Origin of the sequence: Spongiibacter pelagi (assembly GCF_014705705.1) — a bacterium.
In the GTDB taxonomy this organism is placed as follows: domain Bacteria; phylum Pseudomonadota; class Gammaproteobacteria; order Pseudomonadales; family Spongiibacteraceae; genus Spongiibacter; species Spongiibacter pelagi.
This window is the reverse complement of record NZ_JACXLD010000010.1, coordinates 17,815-40,339: the sequence shown is the minus strand read 5'-3', so window position 1 is coordinate 40,339 and position 22,525 is coordinate 17,815. Positions and strand designations below refer to the sequence as shown.

Here is a 22,525-nt window from a genome sequence, read left to right as displayed (position 1 = left end):
AAAGCGATGAATTTCCAACGCAGTGAAGAACAGCAGATGATTATCGAGAATCTGCGCAAATACCTGGACTCGGAGATCGAGCCGGCCTTTCGCGAGCACGGCGAGGGCTTCATACCGCGGGAGAAAATGCAGGAGTGGACCCAGGGGCTGACCGAGTTCGGCTTGATCAAGGCGCCATTCGGTGAGGAGTGGGGCGGCTTTGGCATGGACTGGCTCACCCACCTGATGGTATTTGAGGAGATCGCCTACACCTCTCTGGATATCGCCATCCCCGGTTTTATCAACGCGGTCAATGCCGAGCTGTTAAGACAGCTGGCGCCCGAGGCCATCAAGGAGAATTACCTCGCGGACATCATCAACTGCGACAAGTTCATCGCCATGGGTATCTCTGAGCCGGACGTGGGTTCAGACGTGTCTGCAGTCAAGACGCGTGCGGTGCTCGATGGCGACCACTGGGTGATCAATGGCGAAAAGACCTGGATTACGAATGGCGAGTACTCAGACGTGTTCATCTGTACCTGTCGCACCGGTGAGAACGAGATCAGCCATATACTGATCGACCGTGAGGAGCATGGCTACGAGACGGTGGGAATTCCCAAGATGGCGTTGAACGGTCAGTCCACTTCGCAGGTTTTCATGTCTGATGTGCGGGTGCCGGTGGAGAACGTGGTGGGTGGCCGCGGTACCGGGCTCAAAAATACCCTGAAGATATTCGAATACGCTCGCTGCCACATGGCAATGTGGGGAATTGGCGTGGCGCGTCGCGCCATGGACGAGGCCATCAAGTACGCCCAGGAGCGCAAGCAGCACGGCAAGTTGATTGGCGGTCACCAGCTGATCGCCGACAAGCTCGCCACCATGGCCACCCAGATCGATGCCGCCCGGCTGCTGACCTACCGGGCCATGGATATGGTGATGCGCGGCGAGCGCGCGGACAAGGAGTGCGCCATGGCCAAGTGGTACGGCACCGAAATCGCGGTGACCGCGACGCGCGACGCGCTGGAAATTCACGGTGGTAACGGTGTGACCAAGGAATTCATCGTTGAGCGCCTGGCGCGGGAGGCTATTGTCGCGCCGATCCCCGATGGCACTACCGAAATCCAGAAGCTGTTAATCAGCCGGGCCCTGACCGGTTTGAATGCGTTCAGTTAAGTAAGGGAATTTGGAGGTTTTTGTGAAGCTGAAAAATAGAGTTTTGGTAATCACCGGCGGCGCCTCGGGTCTGGGCCAGGCCACCGCGCGTTATATGGTGAGCGAGAAGGGTGCAAAGGTTGCACTTCTGGACCTGAATGAGGCAGCCGGCACAGCGACAGTAGAAGAATTGGGCGAGGAAAATGCCATTTTCTGCCAGACCGATGTGACCTCCGAGGAGAGCATAGATGTCGCTATCGCAGCGATCATGGACAAGTTCGGCGCGATCCATATGAATGTTAACGCCGCTGGTATCCCGTTGCCGTGCAAGATCCTCGACCGGGAAGGCAAGGCCAGCAGCCTGGCGAAGTACGCCATGGTTATCAACGTCAACCTGATGGGGGTGTTCAACGTCATGGCCAAGTGTGCTGAGCAGATGGCGAAGAATGAGCCGGACCAGAAGGGCGAGCGCGGGGTGATCGTGAACGTATCGTCGGGTGCGGCCTACGAGGGTCAGATTGGCCAGAGTGCCTACAGTGGCTCTAAGGCGGGGGTTAACGGGATGAACATTCCCGCCGCCCGGGAGCTGGGCCCCCTGGGTATCCGTGTGAATTCAATCGCCCCGGGTCTGTTCGGCACGCCCATGATCAAATCCATGGACCAAAAAGTCCAGGATGCCCTGATCCAGATGGTTGAAGCACCGCGACGGATGGGTGAGATGGATGAGTTCGCCCATACCTGCGCTTTTTTGGCCGAGAATGCTTATATGAACGGGCGCGTTATTCGACTGGATGCAGCTACGGTTATGCAAGCAAAGTAGGCTCGACCACATTGACGAGGGTTGCTCCCTGCTTTTACCTGAACATAGCCTACACTTGATGTGGAGCGTGATCGCCGGCGGCGTCACCCTGAATGATTTTGGAAAATCGGTACGTTCAACCAACGAAGGAGTAGGTTTGGTGAAAATTATCCAGAAGTACATACTAGCATGGATAGGGGCTGTAATCGCCGCCTGCCTGATGGCAACTACAACTCATGCGGCAGGCAAACCCAATATTCTAGTGATTTGGGGCGACGATATTGGCTGGTTCAATATCAGCGCCTACAACCACGGGATGATGGGATACAAGACACCCAATATCGACAGGATCGCCAATGAGGGCGCCATGTTCACCGACTGGTACGGTCAGCAGAGCTGCACCGCCGGGCGCGCTGCGTTTATTACCGGCCAATCGCCCATTCGTACCGGCCTGACCAAGGTTGGGCTTCCCGGCGCGAAAGAAGGTATGAGCGAAAAAGACCCGACACTTGCCGGCCTGTTGAAAAATCACGGCTATGCCACCGGCCAGTTCGGCAAGAATCACCTGGGTGACCGCGATGAGCACCTGCCCACCAATCACGGCTTCGACGAGTTCTTCGGCAACCTGTACCACCTCAACGCCGAGGACGAGCCGGAAAATGTCGACTACCCAAAGGATCCAGCATTTCGCAAGAAGTTCGGCCCCCGGGGTGTTATTCATTCTCACGCTGATGGCAGGGTACAGGACACCGGCCCCCTGACGATGAAACGGATGGAGACTGTCGACTCTGAAGTGACTGCCAGCGCTCTCAATTTCATGGAAAAAGCCCATGAGGGGTCCTAGGGATTTTGCCTCCAAATATTGCAAAAACCGCCGGAGGCCCCGCCATCCGTGGGCTGCAGGGGGCTATTAGTTTCTAATGCGCTGAGAAATTCGGTATCTTCTTCGACCTTTAGGTCAAAGAATGAGCAGAAACAAGCGGCTATCAATCCTCACTGCTGCCGAGGTCGAGGATCTATATGGCGTCCCATCCTTCAATGAGTCATACCAGCGATTCTACTTTATGCTGAATGACAAAGAACTAGCGGAGATATCGAGAATAAGGCAACGCAAATATCGTTGTGTGGCGATTGCTTTGCTGGGCTACTTCAAATGCAAACCGGTCCTGCTTAACCCAAGGTACAAATCAATGCAGGACGACTTGGTATTCATAGCCCGATTTCACTATAGGGACCTTACCTTCAGGCGTTTTAGCCTGAAACCTGACCAAAAATCCCGTATCTATGCGCGTGTTCTATCGATCGTCGGCGTCAGCAACTGGAACGATAAAAGACATCAGCCACAGCTTGTCGAGCACTTGTGTACCTGTGCTGAAAGCTGGGTGGAGCCCCGAGCAGTCTTTGACGCTGCAATCGAATATTTGGCTCGCCAGAAAATCGCAATTCCCGCCTATAGTACGCTGCAGAAGATCGTCAGTCAGGTTATTGGCCAGCACCAGAAACGATTGCATGACCAGATCGACGCCGCTTGCAGCCAAGGTCTATCAACTATGTTGCTCACACTGGTTTCCGGTGAAGGCCAGTTTACATTCCAGCAACTACGCCAGAGCGCCCGCAATTTTACCGGCACCGAGTTGCAAAAAGAAATAGCCGTGTATCACCATATTCAGCCGTGGATGACGGATGTGACGACTGTACTCGAGTCACTTTCTCTCTCTCAGAAAAACCAGCAACACTATGCCGAACGGGTTGACTACTACGGAGCCAAACTTAAACGTCAATCGCTTGCTAACCAGCGCCTGTACTTGCTGTGCTATCTGCAGTCGCGGCACCAGCAGGGCCTGGAACGTATTGCGGAAGGGTTCATACATCACCTCCGGCAAGTGAAACAACGTGCGCATCAAATGGCCCAAGAACGGGTCTATCGGGATTGGCAAAAGGCAGCTCGCAATGTGAGCAAAGCTACTGATATCTTACACCTGTTCGTTGATGACAGCATCGATCCTGATACGTCGTTTCAAGCTGTACAGCAACGGGCGTTCCAGTTTCTCAATGTCAGCGACCTGAACTCAGTCTGCCGATACCTGAGTAATCAGAAACAGTCGGCGGAGGAGGCATTTTGGCAGCACCTGGATACGGAGTCCACATTGCGAGCCGGACTGTTGCGTTCGCTCTTTTGCTGTCTGCGTTTTGACGGTACCGACAAAACGCGGCGGTTAGCCGGGGCCCTGGCCCAAGCTCGGTTGGATTTGGTCGCCGGTAATAGGCTCGGCGATGTCAGCATTGATCAGCGTTTACTACCGAAAGCCACACGGCCATTGCTGTCGAAACCCGATGGCAGTATAGACAAATCCAAGTATGAATGGTTTTTGTATCTGCAGATACCCAACCGCTTAAACGGCCAGTTGACGCTGCCGGAAGTCATTCGATATCGGGCGTTAGAGGATGATCTCGTGAAGCCAGAGATCTGGAAAAACCAGAAGGGGTCCTTGGTGGAGGGCACTCAGCAACCCAATATCAGCGAGGATCCGAAACGTCTGATTCCACGCATGGCGGATGAGCTGACCCTTCGGTTGCACGAAGTCAGCCACTATTTGGAGCGTTCAGATACCAGGGACGTAATTTTGCGACCGAAAGACGGCAAACATCACTGGCGGCTGCCTACAGCCAGCAAGAAGCACCTAGTGAATAACCCGTTCTTCCAGCAAATGAAAGCGGTCAGCATCGCCGATGTATTGCGCGTAGTGGATCGGGATACCGGGTTCATTGACGACTTCCAACATGTGCTGGGCTTGAGCTCGAAAAGCCGTCAGTACGAAGTGGATCTGCTGGCGATACTGATTGCCAATGCCACTAATCAGGGCATCTATGGCATCGCGCAGATTTCTGACTGCACCTATGAACAACTCAGCACTATCCAAGCGAACTACCTTCGGTTGGAAACCCTGAATGCGTCCAATGACCGCATCAACAACGCCACTACACGACTGAGTATCTTCAAGCACTACAACATTCAGGAAGATATTCTGCACGCCAGTGCCGATGGTCAGAAGTTCGAAGCCAAACGCGAGACATTCCGCACGCGGTACTCCTCAAAATACTTCGGGACCAGCAAAGGCGTGTCCGCGGTCAGTCTGAATGCCAATCATATGGCTGTTGAATTGCATCCAAAACTGACCCACTAACCCCCTATATTTGCATCGAATTTTGACCCACGTGTAACACTCTCCCGCGACGAAGTCGCGGGAGTATTTTGGAGTGATAGACGTGGCATTATTAAGTGTAATTCGACGCTGGCACCTACGTGATGGGATGCCAATTCGAGAGATCGTCAGACGTACGGGCTTGTCTCGTAATACGGTACGCAAATACCTTTCCAGTGATGTTGTCGAGCCAGCCTACCCGGCCCGCAAGACACCCAGCAACTTAGACAACTACGACGAGATTCTCACAGGCTGGCTGTTTCGAGAATCGCGACGACACCGTAAACAGCGGCGAACCGTTAAGCAGCTACATCGCGACCTCACAGGGCTTGGTTACACCGGCTCTTATGATCGTGTTGCCGCCTTTGCTCGCCGTTGGCGACAAACTCAAGATGAGGCTAAGCGTCTCTCTAGCAAGCATGTTTACGTACCGCTTCAGTTTGCTCCGGGCGAAGCTTTCCAGTTTGACTGGAGTGAGGACTGGGTCAGGATTAACGGTGTCAAAACTAAGCTGCAGATCGCGCACTTCAAGCTGAGTTACAGTCGAGCCTTCTATCTCCGGGCGTATCTGACCCAGACGCACGAGATGCTGTTCGACGCCCACTATCACGCCTTCCAAGCCTTTGGCGGCGTCCCTCAGCGCGGCATTTACGACAATATGAAGACTGCCGTCGATAAAATTGGGCGAGGTAAACAGCGCCAGATTAATAAGCGCTTCTATGCCATGGTCGGCCATTATCTCTTTGAACCCGAGTTCTGTAACCCAGCCTCAGGTTGGGAGAAGGGGCAAGTAGAGAAAGCGGTGCTCGATGCTCGCCACGGGCTTTGGTATGACGCCCCCAACTTTACTTCACTACCTGAGGTAAATCGGTGGCTGGAACAGCGTTGTCAGCTACGTTGGCAAGAAACAGCTCATCCCGAGTTTAGAGCACGGTCGTTGGCCGAGTGCTTGACCGATGAGCTACCTGAGATGATGTCTGTGCCGCCAGCCTTTGACGGCTTTGTTGAGGACACCAAGCGGGTGTCCTCAACCTGCCTGATTACCCATGAGCATAATCGCTATAGTGTTCCAGCGAGCTTCGCTAATCGCATGGTCAGCCTGCGGATTTATCCAGAACGCCTGGTGATCGTTGCCGAAGCTCAAGTGGTTGCGGAGCATGAGCGTGTTTTTAATCGTGATAAACGTACTCAAGGACGAACCATCTATAACTGGCGCCATTACCTTACCGTTGTACAACGTAAACCCGGTGCACTGCGCAATGGTGCGCCGTTCAGCACATTACCTGAAAGCTTCCGACTGCTGCAAACCAAGCTTTTAAAGCGCCCAGGAGGTGACCGAGAAATGGCGGATATCCTAGCGCTCGTCCTGTTGCATGATGAGGCGTTAGTAGAACAAGCCATTGTTAAGGCGCTGGCATTAGGGGAGTCGTCTAAAGAACATGTTCTCAATTGCTTAAACCGACTTGAGCAACCACCTCGACCGCAGCCTCTTAAGCCTCCACCCACTCTCAAGCTCGTCACGGAACCTATGGCGAATACAGCACGCTACGACAACCTGAGGAGAACTCAGCATGAACACTGAAGCGATGGTGGCAACACTAAAGTCCTTGAAGCTACACGGCATGGCAGATGCGATCTTGGCCCTATCTGAGCAAGCATCACCGGCATATCAAAATGCGTTACCGGTACTCAACATGCTGCTCAAAGCCGAATCCTCTGAGCGGGATGTACGCTCGATCCAATATCAGATGAAGGTGGCGAAGTTCCCAGCCTACCGAGACCTGACTGGCTTCGACTTCCAGCAAAGTATCGTCGACGAAGTGCTTGTTAAGTCGCTACACCGATGCCAATTCCTAGAGGACGCCCAGAATGTGGTTTTAGTCGGCGGGCCGGGCACGGGCAAAACGCATCTTGCGACAGCCATCGGAGTTCAAGCTATCCAGCAGCACAGACAGCGGGTGCGCTTCCTCTCAACGATCGAGGTGGTTAATACGCTTGAGCAGGAGAAGCAGCAAGGACAACAAGGGCGCCTTGCGAATCGGTTGATCTATACCGACCTCGTGATATTGGATGAACTGGGCTACTTACCGTTCAGTCAGGCTGGCGGCGCCTTGTTGTTCCACTTGATCAGCAAACTCTATGAGCGCACTAGCATCATCATTACAACCAACCTCAGCTTTGCTGAATGGTCGACGGTGTTCGGGGACGAAAAAATGACGACGGCGCTACTAGATCGATTAACGCATCACTGCCATATCCTCGAAACAGGCAATGATAGTTACCGACTAAAAAACTCAACGACAAACAGGGAGGAAATTAAGACCGGCAGAAAACCGAAAACTACGCCATAATTAGGCAAATGGGGTGGGTCAACTTTAAATGCAAATGCCGGGTCAGTTTTAAATGCAAATCAACAATATGGCCATCAATGCCCGGGTAATCGGGGCCAATGAGCATGAATCCCATTACATCTTTGACCTGTTGATGAACAACAGTACTGAGATAGTCCCCGACATGCTCTCAACTGACACTCATGGAGTAAACCATGTGAACTTTGCCCTGCTCGACCTGTTCGGATATCGGTTCGCACCTCGATATGCCCAGGTCGGCAGGGTCATCAATGAACTATTCAACATCACCGAAGACAAGAACCAGCAAGTGCATATATCGTTGCGCAAGCCGATCAACACGCAGCGTATCATGGCTCACTGGGACACCATCCAGCGGATTGCCGTCTCTTTGGCTCAGCGCAAGACCAGTCAGGCCAGGTTAGTGCGTAAACTATCCGGTTACAAGCACAATCACCCATTACTGGAGGCATTGACCGAATATAACCGGCTGCTGAAAGCCCAATATCTGCTGAACTACATTGACGACGCCAGCCTTAGAAATCACGTTCAGCGAGCGTTGAACCGGGGTGAAGCCTATCACCAGCTGAGACGGGCGATTAGCCACGTCAATGGCGACCGATTCCGGGGTAATAGCGATGAGGAGATCCAGATCTGGAACGAAAGTGCCAGACTGGTGGCAAATGCCATCATCTACTTCAACTCAAAAGTGCTCAGTAATCTGCTGGACAGCTTTGAGGATCAAGGCAATGCAATGTCTCTGGAAACAGTAAAGCGGGCCTCACCTGTAGCCTGGGAGAATATCAACCTCCGGGGTAGATACACATTCGCACCGACAGGTGAATTGCCAAAACTTGAGGATTTAATGGAATCGATTGATGGCTACCGGCCGACAATCGATAAGTAATGGGCCTCCAGAAACCACAGCTGGCGCGGCCTGCAGCGGTTTTTGCAATATTTGGAGGCAAAATCCCTAGGACCCCTAATAGGTCGGTATACCTGTTCTATCTCTCGCAAGTGCGGTGATTTATTCAACTGATTCTCTGCAGGCGAAGGCGAGCTGTGATTGTCTCGGATGATTACAAATTGTATGGTCAGCTGTGCCATGTATGGGGCGGCGCTTCTCAGGCCTAGCTCGCCAAATGCATTAGTACAATAGGCCAATCAGACAATGCCCATATTGGAACGAAATCCTCCTTGTACTACCACTCCTCGGTTGCATCTGTCTGGAACCAGTACTTTTGAGAGCTACTCTAGTAGAACAAATGCGATCAAGGTAACTGCTAGTCCGAAATGTATTAGCATAAGATTATTTGAAGAATCTACGTGGGTTTGTCAACGCTAATAAAAAGTAGCGCATGAAGTGTTACGTTGAAAGTGAGCTTGGGGCTGATATCAATGAAGTTCTTATCAGTAAACTGGCGCCGCCGCAGCAAGAATCCGAGAGCCATAACTACATAAATTGGAAAGGTAACCGACAGACTAAAACTTAGAGCGGCAAGTAGATTAGACATCTCTTCTGGTGTACACCGCTTCAATGACGGGGGTATTTCAGATAGCTGTAGTTGTATTAGTTCAGATAGCGAGCGTCGTCCGAATTACCCGGACGACTTCACATCAATTCGCTGCTTTGCTCGCATGCTCGCTCTTAGCTGGCCTCGCACTAGACAAAGCGCATGGACAGGTCAACAGCTTTACAGTCCTTCGTAATAGTGCCAATGGATATGTAATCTACACCGGTTTTTGCTATCGACAGTAGTGTCTGTTCATTGATTCCCCCGGAGGCCTCAATTTTGGCCTGCTTGTTGGTTCTTTTTACCGCTACGCGCATATCGTCAACGGAGAAGTTATCCAGCATGATAATGTCGGCCTTTGCTTCTAGGGCTTGTTCAAGCTCATTTAGGTTTTCCACTTCAACTTCCACGGATTTACCTGGCGCAAGTTCTCTGGCAGCCCTGACTGTCGCTGCAATGGAACCACAGGCGTTGATATGATTTTCCTTTATTAGAAAAGCGTCATACAGGCCAATACGGTGGTTGAAGCAGCCTCCAATGGTTACGGCGTATTTTTCAGCAATTCGCAGACCGGGGAGAGTTTTTCGGGTGTCGAGCAACTTTACCTTCGTTGATGACACTAGTCCGGCGTAGTGCCTGCAAACGGTCGCCACACCTGAGAGGGTTTGCAGGAAGTTGAGGGCAGTGCGTTCGCCACTTAGCAGTGCTCTGGCATTTCCCGCTATTTCTACAAGACATTGGTCTTTAGCTACTTGCTGTCCTTCTTCGACTTGCCACGAAATTGCAATATTGGGATCAAGACGACGGAATATTTCGTCGACCCATGGAGTGCCGCAAAGAGTCGCCTCCTGACGCGAATAAATTTTTGCGCGGGCGGTTGTATCCAGCGGGATGAGCTGTGCAGAAATATCGCCAGTGCCGATATCTTCGGCTAGCGCTGCATCCACATTTTGCTTTATTGCTGCATTAAGAACGTCTAAATCAATCATGAGCTGGCTTTGCCTCATTCAAAAAAAAGCCGGCCCATAAAGAGCCGGAAATAACGCTGGGTGGAACAGATGAGCTCAAAACTGGCCGAGAATAATCCTGAGAGTCACGAAATCCCTTTTTTGCCAAGCCCTTACCATTGCTGGAGCTTCTTCTCCTCACGTTCTTGAGGATCAGACCAGTCGGTTTCCTTCGGGATAATACCTTGCCAAGAGGGAATAATCTGCTCAGGTCCTTTGCGAAATATGGATTTTTCGAACGCCTTGCCTTCCTCTTGGTACTTGCTCAACTGAGCCATCATATAGCGGCGAAATTCCACTACCGCAGCGTCGCCAGCACCTAGTGTATCTTCAGAGCGATTGGCAATGGGGCCCATGGTGATCCACATAGCCATGTCCTGATTGGGAATGCCGATGATCCCGGTAAAGTTACCGTCCTTCATCATCTGTCGGTCTTGTTGGAACCAATTGCTTAGGTTGCGCTTAGAAACCCAATTTTGATCTAGATGTTCGCCCAGTGTCGCACCTAGAAAGGCGCGCCATTTTTCGGTGTCCATGGCGTTCTCACCCCAACCAATGAAATGGAATGCGGTGTTGGTGTCGTCAATAGGAACATTGATGTTTGCGACATTGTAAGACGCGTTCGGCGGGATCAGCACGGTCATCGGGGAAACGAAGACTGAGGTCCGCACATAACTGTGAGTATCCGCCTTTTTAATAGGTCTTCTGATAGCAGCGTAGTGGAAGCCATACTCGGTTGATTTGGAGCGCATGCTCGGGTTCTTGTCCGTAGAGGGTCGGTACCAAGCGTTGTCATCAGCCTCAGCCTGAACGACACGTGAAGGAACCATGTCGCTGGAGTGAAGGCTGGAGCTGTGTGAGCTGTCAATCGCGCCCTCAAGAATCTGCGCCCAGTTACACGGAATTTTGATCTTGGCAATACTGACTTTGGTATCAGCGTTGGGGGCCCATGCCGGCGGAATAAATTCAGGTACGCTATTTGCCTCCCCAAGGAAAACCCACACCAAGCCTGCCCATTCTTTGACAGGGAGAGCGCGGTGCTTGACCTTGTCTTTCAAGGGGCTCTCCGGCGGCTCAGAGGGCATATCCACGATGTTGCCGTGGCGGTCCATTTTCCATCCATGGTAAAGACAGCGCAGGCCACATTCTTCATTTCGTCCCATCACCAGTGAGGCGCGGCGGTGGGGGCAAAGCTCATCCATAACACCAACTTCGCCATTACTATCGCGAAACGCAACGAAGTTTTCCCCCAGCAACCTTACCTGGATGGGCTTGCCATCGGCTTCTGGAATTTCCTCCGATAAGCACGCGGGCATCCAATAGTGACGCATGATTTTCCCCATCGGGGCGTCGCCCTCAACTCTGCACAATAGTTCGTTTTCGGCTGGGGTTAGCATTCTGCCTCCTAATAGACCACGAGCAAAAGAATTGCATTTGATGCCCATAAATATACTTCTATATAGATATTTATTCAAGCCTTTTGTTTTGCCGCAATTGAGGCTCCAAGTTATGTGTGCACCGTGTTGAAAAAGGCGCTGCGAACGCAATTTCCGTGAATTCTCAGATCTCGATTTTGGTCTATGAGTGACTATTTTTCGCTGACGCTTGGTCTTTTTAGGCTGCTTGGTTTCAAGTTGATGGTGGTGAGTCCGAGAGAGAGTGGGGAATATTGCAAAGCGAATATCGAAGGGTGTACACTATTAAGCTTCTATAGAGAAGTATATTTGTGAGTGTTTCAGTTGTGGTCTGAGCGAGTATGAGTGGGAACGAACCGAGTTTAGAAGTTGTTATTAAAAGCAAAAGTCAAATTGCAACCAATATCTATCAATTTGAGCTGGTGCGGACCGACGGTGCGGCGTTGCCAGGCTGTGAGCTTGGATCACACATTTCGGTTGAGGTGCCCAGCGGGGCGCATCGCTGGTACTCCATTTGTGATGTGACGGAGAATAGCCAGTCCTATTTTATCGCTGTTAAGCGCGAGGCAGGCGGTCGCGGTGGCTCGGTCAGTCTGATTGACGATACTGAGGTTGGCTCGGTGCTGACCATCAGTGAGCCGGAGTGCGAGTTCGAGTTTGTCGACGCCCCAGGCTATTTGCTGATAGCAGGCGGCATTGGTATCACCCCTATTTATGCGATGTTTAAACACCTGATGAAAATCGGGCATCCCGATTTCAAGCTGATCTACCTGAGTCGCTGCGTTGCTGACGCACCCTTTATAGAAGAGTTATCACAAGCTAAGTACAAGGAGCATGTGTTGATTCATCACAGTGACGAGGTTGGAGAGCGCTTCGACTTTTGGGATATGCTGGAAAGGCCGACGGCACAGCATATTTACTGCTGTGGCCCGAAGGGATTGATGTCCGAAATCAAAGATATGAGCGGCCACTGGCGTCAGTCTCAGCTGCACTTTGAAGACTTCAAACCTGTTGAGGCGGTGCGGGTAGATGATAAGCCTTTCATCGTGCGTCTGGCCGGGTTCGATACCGAGGTTCAAGTCGGAGAATCCGAGACAATGCTGGATGCTCTGCGGCGCCAGGGTATTAAAGTGCATAGCTCCTGCGAGAGTGGAACTTGTGGCTCGTGCAAGGTTGCTTACCTAGACGGAGAGGTGGATCACCGCGACCTCGTTCTAGAAGGCGATGAGAAGAAAAGCTATCTAATGGCTTGCGTGTCGCGTGCCGCGGGTGAGTCCATTACCGTCAAAATTTAAGATTAATCAGAGCTAGGTGCATTGCATGAGTACGGATACCGCCGATATCAAACCAGTCAAGCTCGGCGTGGTGGGCTTGGGCCGCGGTTTTATGTTGATGTTGCCGACCTTTTTGGACGACCCTCGAGTTGAATTAGTCGGTGCAGCAACGACCAGTGAATTGAAGCAGCAGGAATTTGAAAAGCGGTTTGGCTATCGTGCAGTGTCGACGACAGAAGAACTGTACGCCGACCCGAATATTGAGGCCGTCTATATCGCAACCCCTCACGAGATGCATCGCGACAATGCGATTGAGGCGCTGGCTTCGGGGAAGCATGTACTGGTGGAAAAACCGATGACGATTCGTGTAAGCGACGCGGCAGCCATTGTTGAGTCGGTGGAAAAATACCAAAGGGAAGTGATCGTCGGCCCCAGCCACAGTTTTGACGTACCAATAGTGGAGGCGGGAAAATTGATTGCCAGCGGCAAGTATGGTCGGGTCGGGATGATTCACGCTCACTACTACACTGACTTTGTTTTCCGCCCCCGACGCCCTGAAGAATTGGACTCCGCTCACGGTGGGGGAGTGGTGTTTAATCAGGGCGCCCATCAGGTAGATATGCTACTAACATTGACTGGAGCGATGCCAGTGAGTGTTTATGGATGCGTTGGCAACCTTGACGCCCGGCGTCCCTGTGATGGTGCATATAGCGCCTTAATTGAGTTCGACAATGGATGTATCGGTTCAGTAACTTATAGCGGCTATGGTCATTACGACAGCGATGCCGACCAAGGTTGGATAGGGGAAATGGGTGCGCTGAAGCCGCCTAACGTATATGCAGTGGCTCGAAAAAATCTATCGCAGGTAAAAAACGAAGTGACGGCAAAACAAAGCCGTGGTTTTGTCGCGGGCAGTCACGTCGGCGATGTTCCGAAATTTCATGAGCACTTCGGCAATATTGTGATCAGTTGTGAGAAAGCTGACCTGCGGCCCACTGCCAAAGGCATTCATGTCTATAGCGACGATGGTTACGAGTTTATTCCCTTGCCCTTGGAGGGATCTCCCCGGGCCGAGGTTGTTGCAGAGCTCTATGCATTGGTGCGCCATGGTATGTCCCCGGTGCATTCGGCCCGTCGTGGGTATGTCAATGTGGCGCTTTGTGAAGGCATTTACGAATCGTTTCGGAGCAAGCAGCGGGTTGAAATCAGGATGTCTGACTAAGTCGCTGCGCAATAATCAGAAATTACCTATTAGCTAGGTAATAGAACGGAGAAATCTATGTCAAACCTGTCCCTTTCTGTGGCCATCGGGAATTACGATCGCAACCGTGCTTTGATCGACGGCGAAGTCCAGATCGATGGTGTTAACCCCGTATTTATGAAATTGTCACCGGAGGAAATTTTCTTCCGGGCCTTCCGTCATCAGGAATTCGATATTTGTGAGCTGTCGTTTAGCAGTTATACGCTGAGCGTCAGCCGCGGTACCAACGACTATATTGCCATTCCGGCCTTTTTGTCCCGAGCCTTCCGCCACAGTTGTATATACATCCGCAATGACAAGGGCATCAACAGTCCGGAAGATCTGAAGGGCAAAAGGATTGGTGTGGCCGAATACCAGCTTACCGCTAACGTCTGGGCGCGCGCACTGCTGGAAGAAGAATATGGTGTTTGCCCCTCTGACATCACTTGGGTTCGCGGTGGTATGGAAGTGGCCGATCGCCCGGAGAAGGTTAAGTTAACCCTGCCTAAGGGTGTAGTTATGGAGCCTGCAGCGGCGGGCCGCACGTTGAATTCGCTGCTGGAAGAGGGTGAGATCGACGGCTTTATTGGGCCTCGGACCCTGTCGTGCTTCGACAAAGGCCACCCGAATGTCGTGCGTCTGTTTTCGGACTCCCGCGCTGCGGGCACCAAGTACTATAAAAAAACTGGCGTTTTCCCGATTATGCACGTTGTTGGCGTTCGCCGTTCACTGGTGGAGCAGCACAACTGGCTGCCGATGGCTCTGCTGAAGGCATTCGAGCAGTCCAAGGCAGCAGCGTTGGCTGCACTGTCTGACACATCAGCAACTAAAGTGACGTTGCCCTTTGTGGAAGAGCAGATTGAAGACGCGCGCAAGCTTATGGGTAACGACTATTTTTCCTACGGCTACAAAAACAATCTGAAAACCCTGGAAACCTTCCTGGACCATCACTACCGGCAAGGCCTGTCCGAACGTCCCGTGAAGGCCGATGAGTTGTTCTGGCCTGCTACACAGGAAGGCTACAGTATTTAATCTAATTGCTGTGGCCGGGACGCAGCGTTGAAAATAAGCCAGGAAGGTATTTGGCCCGGGCTTCCTTTCCGTAGTCAGAGTTGTACGGCGGCGTATAAAGCGGGTAACTGCGCCGCCAATTGGTGTGCGATCTGAGCTAAATGCAATACCGTAAGATTGGACACTGGCAAGTCCCAGCTGTCGGTTTGGGATGTATGAATCTGAGCCATGCTTACGGTCATCCGCCGACTGAGGCAGCGGCGACGCTAGTGCTGGAGCGGTCCTTCGACTTAGGTATCCGGCATTTTGATACCGCTGCACTCTACGGCTTTGGCGCCAATGAAGCCCTGATTGGTAAGGCGTTTAAGTCCAAACTCCATCACATCCATCTCGCCAGTAAGTGCGGTATGACCGGTGTAGATGGAAAGCGGGTAATTGATGGACGCCCCGAAACTCTGCTGAAAACTGTCGACGAGGCGCTGTTGCGTCTGCGGGTGGAGCATATCGATCGGAATTACTTGCATCGCTGGGACAAATAAATTGCCATTGAAAAAAGTCTGGGAGCCATGGCCAGGATGGTAGAGCAAGGCAATGTTGGGGCGTTGGGATTGTTGGAGGTGTCGGCTGATACACTACGCAAAGCGCATGCCGTGCACCCCATTTCGACGGTACAGACAGAGTACTTGTTTTGGACGCGAAATCCTGAAATCGCCGTACTTGATGCTTGTTGCGAGATCGGCGCAACCTTTGTTGCTTTTTCTCCTCTTTGGCGGGGCCTTCTGGCAGGGGCGGTAGAAGACCTGGATTAGTTCCCGACAAAGGAAATTTGCAATGCGATACCGCGATTTGCAGAGCCGAATTTTAGTGTCAATCAAGTATGGCTCAGCTCTCGCTAGCCTGGTTGCTGGCCCGAGTAATCACGTGTTGCCGATTCCCGGCACCACCTCGCTGATCGGTCTGGAAGAAAACTTTAAGGCGGCGTCGGTCCCCATAATAGATAGTGACATTGAGCGGCTTGATGGCCTTGTTAATCAGGGCGCCGTTCACGGTCCGCGCTATGGCAGTACGTCGCAGTTGGAAATTGATACGGAAGAGTTTGCCTGAACTCAATTTTGTACAGTACATCCTCCATCGCCGGATCACTCCGGTGATATATAACAACGGTAGCCGAAGGAGCAGCATGACCAATTGGGTTTGCTGTGGCACTCCATTCCTACTATTTGGGTAGTGCCCGGCGGAGCCGTTTTCCCCAACTTGGCCAAAAGCATAAAACCATATGCAATTTACGGGAGCAGGCCCTGCCGAATCCTTAGCCTTTTGATGTTTGAACAGTTATCTCGCATCACTGGGTTTGTGCGTAGGCTTCATAGCAATTAGACAATGAAACCGGCTCGTTACTGCGAGGTTAAGTTGCAAATTAAATAAGAAGAGTAGCGCAGCGTCTTTTAGGATCGCGTGTTGAAGGCCATATTCGATAATTAAATCTTTTATTTATTGGTGGTCGCGCTGTGATACTTAAGGTCTATTTGAAAAGCCATTTGTGAACTAGTCTGGTATATCTGGGCATGATCATGTACACCATAAGGAAAACGGCGACCGCAGTAACTGCGAGCGTATTAAGCAAGCGATTGTGCTGGATGCCTAGTAGGTTAAACAGGGGGCTAAGTATAATGGGAATAAAAAGCACTAAAGGGTAAATCGCAGACCAGGTTAGCAGGTACTGTTTCCAGCGCACCGGGATTTTTGCTCGGACGTTTCTTGGAGTAAACCAAAAGTCCAGCCCGCTAGTGATATTGAAATCATCATTTCCGGAAATGAAAGGCCTAGCCTTATCGATTAGCTGTTGCCGTTTTGGAGAAGTCATCCAGCTTTTTAATTGTTCCGCCGTTCGGAAGCGGATCATAATTGAATAGGTATCGGTGATGCCCGGTACCGGCCTGACGATATGACGATCTAGGAAACCGGGAGAGGCTTCGCTAAGCGGTATAATCTCATTAAGCCAGCTTTCGTATTCTGGCTTTCTGTTGTGGTGAACCCGGTGAGATATAACCACCGTTGCGCCGGAATTCCGATCAAGGTTATCGTGCGTCAATTTGAGGGCTCCTTTTGAGGGACTGGTGACAAAAAAATTCTCAAGAAGATAAATTAAAAGGGCCCCTGCGGTACACGGTTTGGGGTTCAAAAAATAACGCGCCTTCTGACATTGGCAGACATGCCTTTTTGTCCGGCGGAAACGGCTCAAAAGTGATGAAATCTTAATTGCCGAGTGAGACTGTCACCTCAGATAACGCCGTAGCTAGGTAGCGATCGAGTTCTTTTTTATGATGAGTATGCCGTTTTCCAGATCAAAATTGTCGTGAAATCTGGGGGCTGACATAGTAGCAACGACCTTTCCGGAGAAGGATAAGGTGGCGGTTTATGCCACCTTTGCCTTTGTAGTCGGCATAACGCGGTGGTTTATAGCGACTTCCAATCAGTTGTAAGCACTTCACTGCAAACTTCTAGCGGAATTTTCTCGATGCCCACAGCGGAATTTTACCGCGCCCAAGTCCAAAATTGTCGATTAACCACTAAATTGTTTGCGGAGGGCCTTTTTGTCGGGCTTTCCCAGATTGGTGACGGGGATGGCGTCGACGAAATGGATAATTTTTGGTGTCTGGTGGGGGCCTTTTGTGGCGCGCACCAGTTTGGAAATATCCTCGGCAGAGGCTTCCATGCCGGGTCTCAGCGCGACTGCTGCAGTGACCGCCTCGCCCCACTTTTCGTCTGGAGTGCCAAATACCGAGACCGCAGAGACGGCCGGATGGGTGGCAATTACATCTTCTACCTCCCGCGGGAACACATTGAAGCCGCCGGTAATGACCATGTCTTTAGCGCGGTCGACAATTCTTAAGAAACCATCGGGGTCCTTAATTGCAATATCTCCAGTGTGGAGCCAATCGTGGGCAAAGACTTCCTCCGTAAGATCGGGCTTGTTGTAATAACCTGGCATCACCAAGGGCCCGCGGGTGCAGATTTCGCCGGGCTCGCCATCGGGCACTGGATTGCCCTGGTGGTCGAGAAGCGCAACATCAATCCAGGGCACGGGGCGGCCGCAGGACGACAGGCGCTTGGGGTCGTCAACCAAATGCTCGCTGCGGCGCATCACCGAAATCGTCATTGGGCACTCGCTCTGGCCGTAGAATTGGAAGAAGATCGGGCCGAATTTTTTGATGGCTTCCTGCAGGCGTGGTACTGACATTGGCGAGGCGCCGTAAATTATGGTTTCCAGGCTGCTCAGGTCAAACTCGGGTGCACGAGGGTGATCCATCAGAGCGTAGATCATGGTTGGCACCATCAACATGCAGTTAATTTTATGCTCCTGAATCATTTCCATGACTTTGACTGGTTCAAACGCGGGGATCACGTACATGGAGCCACCGGCAAGCAGGGTGGGTAGAAATAGGGTGCCGCCAGTGTGGCTCAGGGGCGAGACTAGAAGTTGGCGCGTGTTTTCGGGCCATTCCCACTCCGCCATCATGATTTGGGTCATTGTCATAAAGCAGCGGTATGAGCCTTCGATTCCCTTGGGTTTGCCCGTTGTGCCGCCGGAATAGGTTAGCCGGTATACGTCTTCTCCATTTACCTCGGGGGCAATTAGCGGCGCCGCATCGTGATTAGACACAAAGGGCAGGAGGTTCTCGCCGGAGTTACTCTGTCCCAGCGACCAGACACGTTTTAGCTGGGGGCAGCGCTGTTTAAGTTCGCCAACCAAGTGATCGAATTTGGGATCGAAAATAATGGTGTCGATATTGGCGTCTTCGACGACGTACGCGAAGTCATCGACTGCGCCCATTGGGTGTAGAGAGGTGATAAGCATTGCCTCCAACAGCGCGGCATCAGTGACGTGAATAACTTCTACTCTATTGCCGGACAGTAAGGCAATACGGCTAGCGCGATTGAGTCCTTGGGCTCGGAACGCCTGGCAGTAGCGACTGGTTTCATCGGCAATCTCTCTTCCGGTTCTTGAGCTGCCGTCGGGTAGAAAGATAACTTCGCGGTCGGCATTGTCCTGAAGTGCTCGGATGAGCAGGTGTGGAGTAAAAATTTCTTTATGCAGTTGTGTGCGCATCGAACTCTCACTTTGTACGGCCGAGTAAAACTCAGCGGTGAATAATTGCCTGATTAGGAGCTGTTGAGGTTGTACAGCTGCAATCATCCAGAACGGCGCTGTATACCGTTCAATTTTTCGATACTTCGGTATCGGACATCTATTGCTGTGCTAGATCAGAGCGATTTATTCTTTCATTTTAAACACAGTATAACCTGTTTTTATTGTGGGTCAATTGAAGTTTGTCATTGGCGCTGATTAAGGCTGGCACTTCGCGTGTTCGCGCTGAGTACGCGGGCTTTGGGGCGATGGATGCCTACCTGCAGGTTAATCGTTTACATGGTTCAATTGAAGGGTGATGACCGGCTTCAGGTTTGGTGGGGAAAAGTGCTCTTGAAATGGCAGCGTAAAGACAGTATAACCTGTTTCTAAGAATCCTAGGGGTTAAGCCCGGCTCGCAGTATCCGAGATTCGTGCTTGCAGGTTTAGAGATCTAAGAAACATGGAGTGGGTCAGAATATTCTACGGCCCATCCCTGTTTGCATAGTTATTTTTCTCAGAGGCGGTTATGACTGAAAAAGTAGAGTTCCCACTGGCTAATTGCGAGTTGCGTTCTTTCGTTGGTGAAGACGCAAGGCTGTATTTATCGCTGGAGGTAGTGGAGATCGGTAGTCCTGTGGGGGATGAGTTGGTGGTGAGGGTCGAAGGAGCGCCGATGAACCCTTCCGATCTTGGGTCTATGCTGGGTGGTGTGTCCGCTGATGCATTTCGGCTTACCGACAATGGTGGGCTCGTTGCGGACATTCCAGAAGCCGATTTTGGGCGGTTTTCTGAGCGAGTTGGCCAGTCCATTGGAGTAGGTTTGGAAGGAATGGGCACCGTGGTGGCCGCCGGGGAGCTGGCCCAGCACTTGGTCGGCAACGTGGTTGCCATGGTCGGCGGAGGCATGTACACCCAGTACCGCAAGATTAATGCTGGTGATTGTCTGGCGCTGCCCAATGGCACAAGCCCTGAAGATGGCGCTGGCGCATTTGTAAATCCGATGACATCCCTGAGCTTGGTTGAGACGATGCGCCGAGATGGTCATACGGCCTTGGTTCATACTGCTGCAGCCTCAAATCTCGGTCAGATGCTAGTAAAAATCTGCAAGTCAGATGGCGTTGGCCTGGTAAATGTTGTCCGCAGCGAGGCTCAGGTGACGTTGTTAAAAGGTCTGGGCGCCAAGTATGTATGCAATAGCAGCTCGCCCACGTTCGACGATGAACTGGTCGCTGCTATCGGCGAGACGGGGGCAACCATTGCCTTTGACGCTGTTGGTGGTGGTGACCTTGCCAGCCGCATACTTGCAGCGATGGAGAGGGCAAACACCGGAAAAACACCTTACAGTCGTTACGGATCAAACGTATATAAGCAGGTGTATTTTTACGGAGGGCTCGACACCAGTCCCATTGTCCTGCGTAAGAACTACGGTATGGCCTGGGGGGCAGGTGGTTGGTTGTTGTTCCCCTTCCTTGAAAAGATTGGCAACGAGGCGACGGCGGCATTAAAGGCACGTGTCGAACGGGAAATATATACAACATTTGCCAGTGAGTTTGGGCATTCGGCCACCATTAGAGAAATTCTCTGCCCCGAAAAAATCCGGGTGGCGGCTGCGCGTTCGACGGGGTCCAAATTTTTAATAAAACCCAATTTGTAACATGTGGGTTGCCCTGGGCGGGTTCTGCTGGTGGTTGAGGACGCTATCAGTCAGGCATTTGGCGCGGGTGGCCTATGATTATCTTGTCAGCTTGAAACAGATGGTGAAATGATAATGACAAAAGTGCTTCATGTTCATGCAAGTCCCAAAAGGGAATATTCAGCTTCCGGCCAGATGGCGGATATCTTTCTTGATGAATACCGGAAAATTAATCCCGCTCACGAGATTGAAACCCTATCGCTGTTTGAGAGTGATTTGCCCGAGTTTGGCTTTGATCAGACTACAGCCAAGTTCGCGCCCATTTTTGGCGATCAGCTAACTCAGGAGCAAGAGCAGAAGTGGCAGGTTATTCTCGACGTGATCTCGCGTTTTGATAAGGCTGACAAAATCATCGTTTCCACGCCGATGTGGAATGGTTCGATTCCTTACAAACTTAAACACTACATCGACATAATTGTACAACCTCTGGTGACCTTTGGCTTTAACCCAGAGACTGGGGAGCATTTTGGTTTGCTGAAAGATCGACCATTGCAGTTCGTTCTCACACGCTCCTCAGTACCGGTTGGTGATCCGTTCGATAATCAGCTGCCGTATCTCAGATCCATTTTTGGCTTTATGGGTATCTTGGATCATCGAGTTGTGGTGGCTGAGAGTACAACTAGGCCAACGTCTGAAGAGCGTGCTCAGTATATTGCAGAATTTTCCGAAATTCTAAAGCAGGCGGCCGCCGAATTTTAGGCGTCTGGAATATATGATCTGTTGAGTGGGTATTCAGGTCTTCTTGTCATAATTTACTTTGAGGATGTACTAGTGGACGTTATTCAGAACTTCGTGCTGAGCCACTTTTTGAGCGTCAAAGCTGCTCATATCATTTCGGCTTTTTTGTGGTCATTTACCACCATTTCTCCAATGCTGTTTTACGTCAATCCGACAATGAAAAAGCTAAAGGCCAATCCCGATGATCCAGAGCTAAAGCGTCGCGGGGAATGGGTTCTGGAACAGATGGACCGGGTTGTTATTCTTGAACATATTGCGCTGGCAGTGCTGTTAATAACCGGGTTAATGCTTTACGCCTCTGGAGTGGCGAGTTTTGCCAGTGGGTGGTTTTTTGCAAAGATGTTGATAGTGGTTGGATTCTTTGTGCCTATGGAAATTTACGATATCTGGTTGACTCATGTGAAAGCGCCACGTATGGAGCGAAACAAAGAAGCCGACAGACCAAAATACGAAGCTTTTCGGAAATTTTACTACAAATACCTCACAAGGCTAGCGTATCCGATTGTTGTATTTATCCCTGCCGTATTAATTTTGGCCTTAACCAAACCATTTTGATTGACAAGTAAAGGGGTAAGGAGATGAGCCTAAGAAAAGCAAGCTGCGCCTGTGGTCAGGTAGTAATGGCAGTAGACGGTGAGCCAGAGATTGTTGCGATCTGCGGTTGTCAGCAGTGTCAACGTCGAACAGGTAGCGTGTATAGCACGCACGCATTTTTTGCCCAAAGCGGTGTAAAAATAGAGGGTGACTATAAAGTATTCGCCCGCAAAGCTGACAGCGGCAATACGGTCACGTTTCATTTTTGTCCGGAGTGCGGCAGTACTGTATTTTGGCGCGCGGAGGGACGGCCCAATTCCTGGGGGATCGCGTTGGGCGCATTGTCAGGAGTGGATATGCCGCCGCCGATTGCTGCTGTGTGGGGAAATGAGGTGAAGAAATGGGTACCGCTTCCTGAAGGAATAACTGTTTTCTCGCTGGGCGCTGATTCACCTAAATTGCGAGGTTGAGCCTTCGGAATCCCTG

General features: G+C 51.3%; 16 protein-coding genes and 4 pseudogenes. 16 read left to right on the top strand and 4 right to left on the bottom strand.

Annotation, left to right across the window (positions count from 1 at the left end):
• Window positions 1-6 precede the first annotated feature (6 nt).
• From IB286_RS13750 to IB286_RS13720, 7 genes and pseudogenes are all read left to right on the top strand, one after another.
• Window positions 7-1,152 carry an acyl-CoA dehydrogenase family protein gene (locus tag IB286_RS13750; protein ID WP_027951050.1) on the top strand — a complete coding sequence of 382 codons (1,146 nt, stop codon included), beginning with the start codon at window positions 7-9 and terminating at the stop codon, window positions 1,150-1,152.
• Between the two features lie 22 nt (window positions 1,153-1,174).
• Window positions 1,175-1,951 (top strand): SDR family NAD(P)-dependent oxidoreductase, encoded by a 777-nt coding sequence (locus IB286_RS13745; RefSeq protein ID WP_190766501.1) that lies wholly within the window; start codon window positions 1,175-1,177, stop codon window positions 1,949-1,951.
• Between the two features lie 199 nt (window positions 1,952-2,150).
• Window positions 2,151-2,759: pseudogene (locus tag IB286_RS13740) on the top strand (sulfatase-like hydrolase/transferase); the annotation flags it as partial.
• A 136-nt stretch (window positions 2,760-2,895) separates the two neighbouring features.
• Window positions 2,896-5,088 (top strand): annotated as a pseudogene (locus IB286_RS13735) (Tn3 family transposase); the annotation flags it as partial.
• A gap of 100 nt (window positions 5,089-5,188) precedes the next feature.
• Window positions 5,189-6,715 carry an IS21 family transposase gene (gene istA / locus IB286_RS13730; protein ID WP_450097560.1) on the top strand — a complete coding sequence of 509 codons (1,527 nt, stop codon included), beginning with the start codon at window positions 5,189-5,191 and terminating at the stop codon, window positions 6,713-6,715.
• Entirely contained in the window at window positions 6,705-7,484 is a 780-nt protein-coding gene (gene istB / locus IB286_RS13725) for an IS21-like element helper ATPase IstB (RefSeq protein WP_190766497.1), read from the top strand. Before istA ends, istB begins: the two co-directional genes overlap by 11 nt.
• Before the next feature lie 61 nt (window positions 7,485-7,545).
• A pseudogene (locus tag IB286_RS13720) lies at window positions 7,546-8,388 on the top strand (Tn3 family transposase); the annotation flags it as partial.
• Between the two features lie 756 nt (window positions 8,389-9,144).
• Here the strand turns inward: IB286_RS13720 and nadC are convergent.
• Together nadC and IB286_RS13710 are read right to left on the bottom strand one after the other, a co-directional pair.
• Window positions 9,145-9,984, bottom strand: a complete 840-nt coding sequence (gene nadC, locus IB286_RS13715; protein WP_008250860.1) for a carboxylating nicotinate-nucleotide diphosphorylase — start codon at window positions 9,982-9,984, stop codon at window positions 9,145-9,147.
• Between the two features lie 131 nt (window positions 9,985-10,115).
• A complete protein-coding gene (locus tag IB286_RS13710; RefSeq protein ID WP_008250861.1) occupies window positions 10,116-11,399 on the bottom strand; it encodes a Rieske 2Fe-2S domain-containing protein in 1,284 nt (427 codons plus the stop codon).
• 359 nt (window positions 11,400-11,758) lie between these two features.
• On the opposite strand from IB286_RS13710, the gene IB286_RS13705 reads away from it, so the two are divergent.
• From IB286_RS13705 to IB286_RS15535, 5 genes and pseudogenes are all read left to right on the top strand, one after another.
• Window positions 11,759-12,712 (top strand): PDR/VanB family oxidoreductase, encoded by a 954-nt coding sequence (locus IB286_RS13705; protein WP_008250862.1) that lies wholly within the window; start codon window positions 11,759-11,761, stop codon window positions 12,710-12,712.
• Between the two features lie 25 nt (window positions 12,713-12,737).
• Window positions 12,738-13,913, top strand: a complete 1,176-nt coding sequence (locus IB286_RS13700) for a Gfo/Idh/MocA family oxidoreductase (RefSeq protein WP_190766495.1) — start codon at window positions 12,738-12,740, stop codon at window positions 13,911-13,913.
• 57 nt (window positions 13,914-13,970) lie between these two features.
• Window positions 13,971-14,963 (top strand): PhnD/SsuA/transferrin family substrate-binding protein, encoded by a 993-nt coding sequence (locus tag IB286_RS13695; RefSeq protein ID WP_008250864.1) that lies wholly within the window; start codon window positions 13,971-13,973, stop codon window positions 14,961-14,963.
• A 140-nt stretch (window positions 14,964-15,103) separates the two neighbouring features.
• A pseudogene (locus tag IB286_RS13690) lies at window positions 15,104-15,751 on the top strand (aldo/keto reductase).
• A gap of 22 nt (window positions 15,752-15,773) precedes the next feature.
• Window positions 15,774-16,046: an aldo/keto reductase gene (locus IB286_RS15535; protein ID WP_008250865.1), complete on the top strand. Its 273-nt coding sequence runs from the start codon at window positions 15,774-15,776 to the stop codon at window positions 16,044-16,046.
• 418 nt (window positions 16,047-16,464) lie between these two features.
• On the opposite strand, the gene IB286_RS13685 is transcribed toward IB286_RS15535, so the two are convergent.
• Window positions 16,465-17,034, bottom strand: coding sequence for an antibiotic biosynthesis monooxygenase (locus IB286_RS13685; protein ID WP_040803791.1), 570 nt, complete (start codon window positions 17,032-17,034; stop codon window positions 16,465-16,467).
• Between the two features lie 471 nt (window positions 17,035-17,505).
• The gene (locus tag IB286_RS13680; protein WP_040803792.1) at window positions 17,506-19,053 is read right to left on the bottom strand and encodes an AMP-binding protein; all 1,548 of its coding nucleotides are present in this window, start codon (window positions 19,051-19,053) and stop codon (window positions 17,506-17,508) included.
• A gap of 547 nt (window positions 19,054-19,600) precedes the next feature.
• Here IB286_RS13680 and IB286_RS13675 point away from each other — a divergent pair.
• The 4 genes from IB286_RS13675 (at window position 19,601) to IB286_RS13660 (ending at window position 22,509) form a co-directional block, all read left to right on the top strand.
• Complete coding sequence (locus tag IB286_RS13675; RefSeq protein WP_190766493.1) at window positions 19,601-20,728, top strand: zinc-binding dehydrogenase; 1,128 nt, start codon at window positions 19,601-19,603, stop codon at window positions 20,726-20,728.
• Window positions 20,729-20,842: 114 nt separating this feature from the next.
• A complete protein-coding gene (locus tag IB286_RS13670; protein WP_040803719.1) occupies window positions 20,843-21,466 on the top strand; it encodes an FMN-dependent NADH-azoreductase in 624 nt (207 codons plus the stop codon).
• 72 nt (window positions 21,467-21,538) lie between these two features.
• Window positions 21,539-22,060 carry a hypothetical protein gene (locus IB286_RS13665; protein ID WP_008250873.1) on the top strand — a complete coding sequence of 174 codons (522 nt, stop codon included), beginning with the start codon at window positions 21,539-21,541 and terminating at the stop codon, window positions 22,058-22,060.
• Window positions 22,061-22,083: 23 nt separating this feature from the next.
• On the top strand, window positions 22,084-22,509 hold the full coding sequence (locus IB286_RS13660) for a GFA family protein (protein WP_008250874.1): 426 nt from the start codon (window positions 22,084-22,086) through the stop codon (window positions 22,507-22,509).
• Window positions 22,510-22,525: the final 16 nt, after the last annotated feature.

Bases quoted from the DNA above. Each gene is read 5' to 3' on its own strand.
- IB286_RS13710 (WP_008250861.1), bottom strand. From the start codon at position 11,399: ATGCTAACCCCAGCCGAAAACGAACTATTGTGCAGAGTTGAGGGCGAC.
- IB286_RS13705 (WP_008250862.1), top strand. From the start codon at position 11,759: ATGAGTGGGAACGAACCGAGTTTAGAAGTTGTTATTAAAAGCAAAAGT.
- IB286_RS13695 (WP_008250864.1), top strand. From the start codon at position 13,971: ATGTCAAACCTGTCCCTTTCTGTGGCCATCGGGAATTACGATCGCAAC.
- IB286_RS13675 (WP_190766493.1), top strand. From the start codon at position 19,601: ATGACTGAAAAAGTAGAGTTCCCACTGGCTAATTGCGAGTTGCGTTCT.
- IB286_RS13670 (WP_040803719.1), top strand. From the start codon at position 20,843: ATGACAAAAGTGCTTCATGTTCATGCAAGTCCCAAAAGGGAATATTCA.
- nadC (WP_008250860.1), bottom strand. From the start codon at position 9,984: ATGATTGATTTAGACGTTCTTAATGCAGCAATAAAGCAAAATGTGGAT.
- IB286_RS15535 (WP_008250865.1), top strand. From the start codon at position 15,774: ATGCGATACCGCGATTTGCAGAGCCGAATTTTAGTGTCAATCAAGTAT.
- istB (WP_190766497.1), top strand. From the start codon at position 6,705: ATGAACACTGAAGCGATGGTGGCAACACTAAAGTCCTTGAAGCTACAC.
- IB286_RS13660 (WP_008250874.1), top strand. From the start codon at position 22,084: ATGAGCCTAAGAAAAGCAAGCTGCGCCTGTGGTCAGGTAGTAATGGCA.
- IB286_RS13750 (WP_027951050.1), top strand. From the start codon at position 7: ATGAATTTCCAACGCAGTGAAGAACAGCAGATGATTATCGAGAATCTG.
- IB286_RS13700 (WP_190766495.1), top strand. From the start codon at position 12,738: ATGAGTACGGATACCGCCGATATCAAACCAGTCAAGCTCGGCGTGGTG.
- IB286_RS13680 (WP_040803792.1), bottom strand. From the start codon at position 19,053: ATGCGCACACAACTGCATAAAGAAATTTTTACTCCACACCTGCTCATC.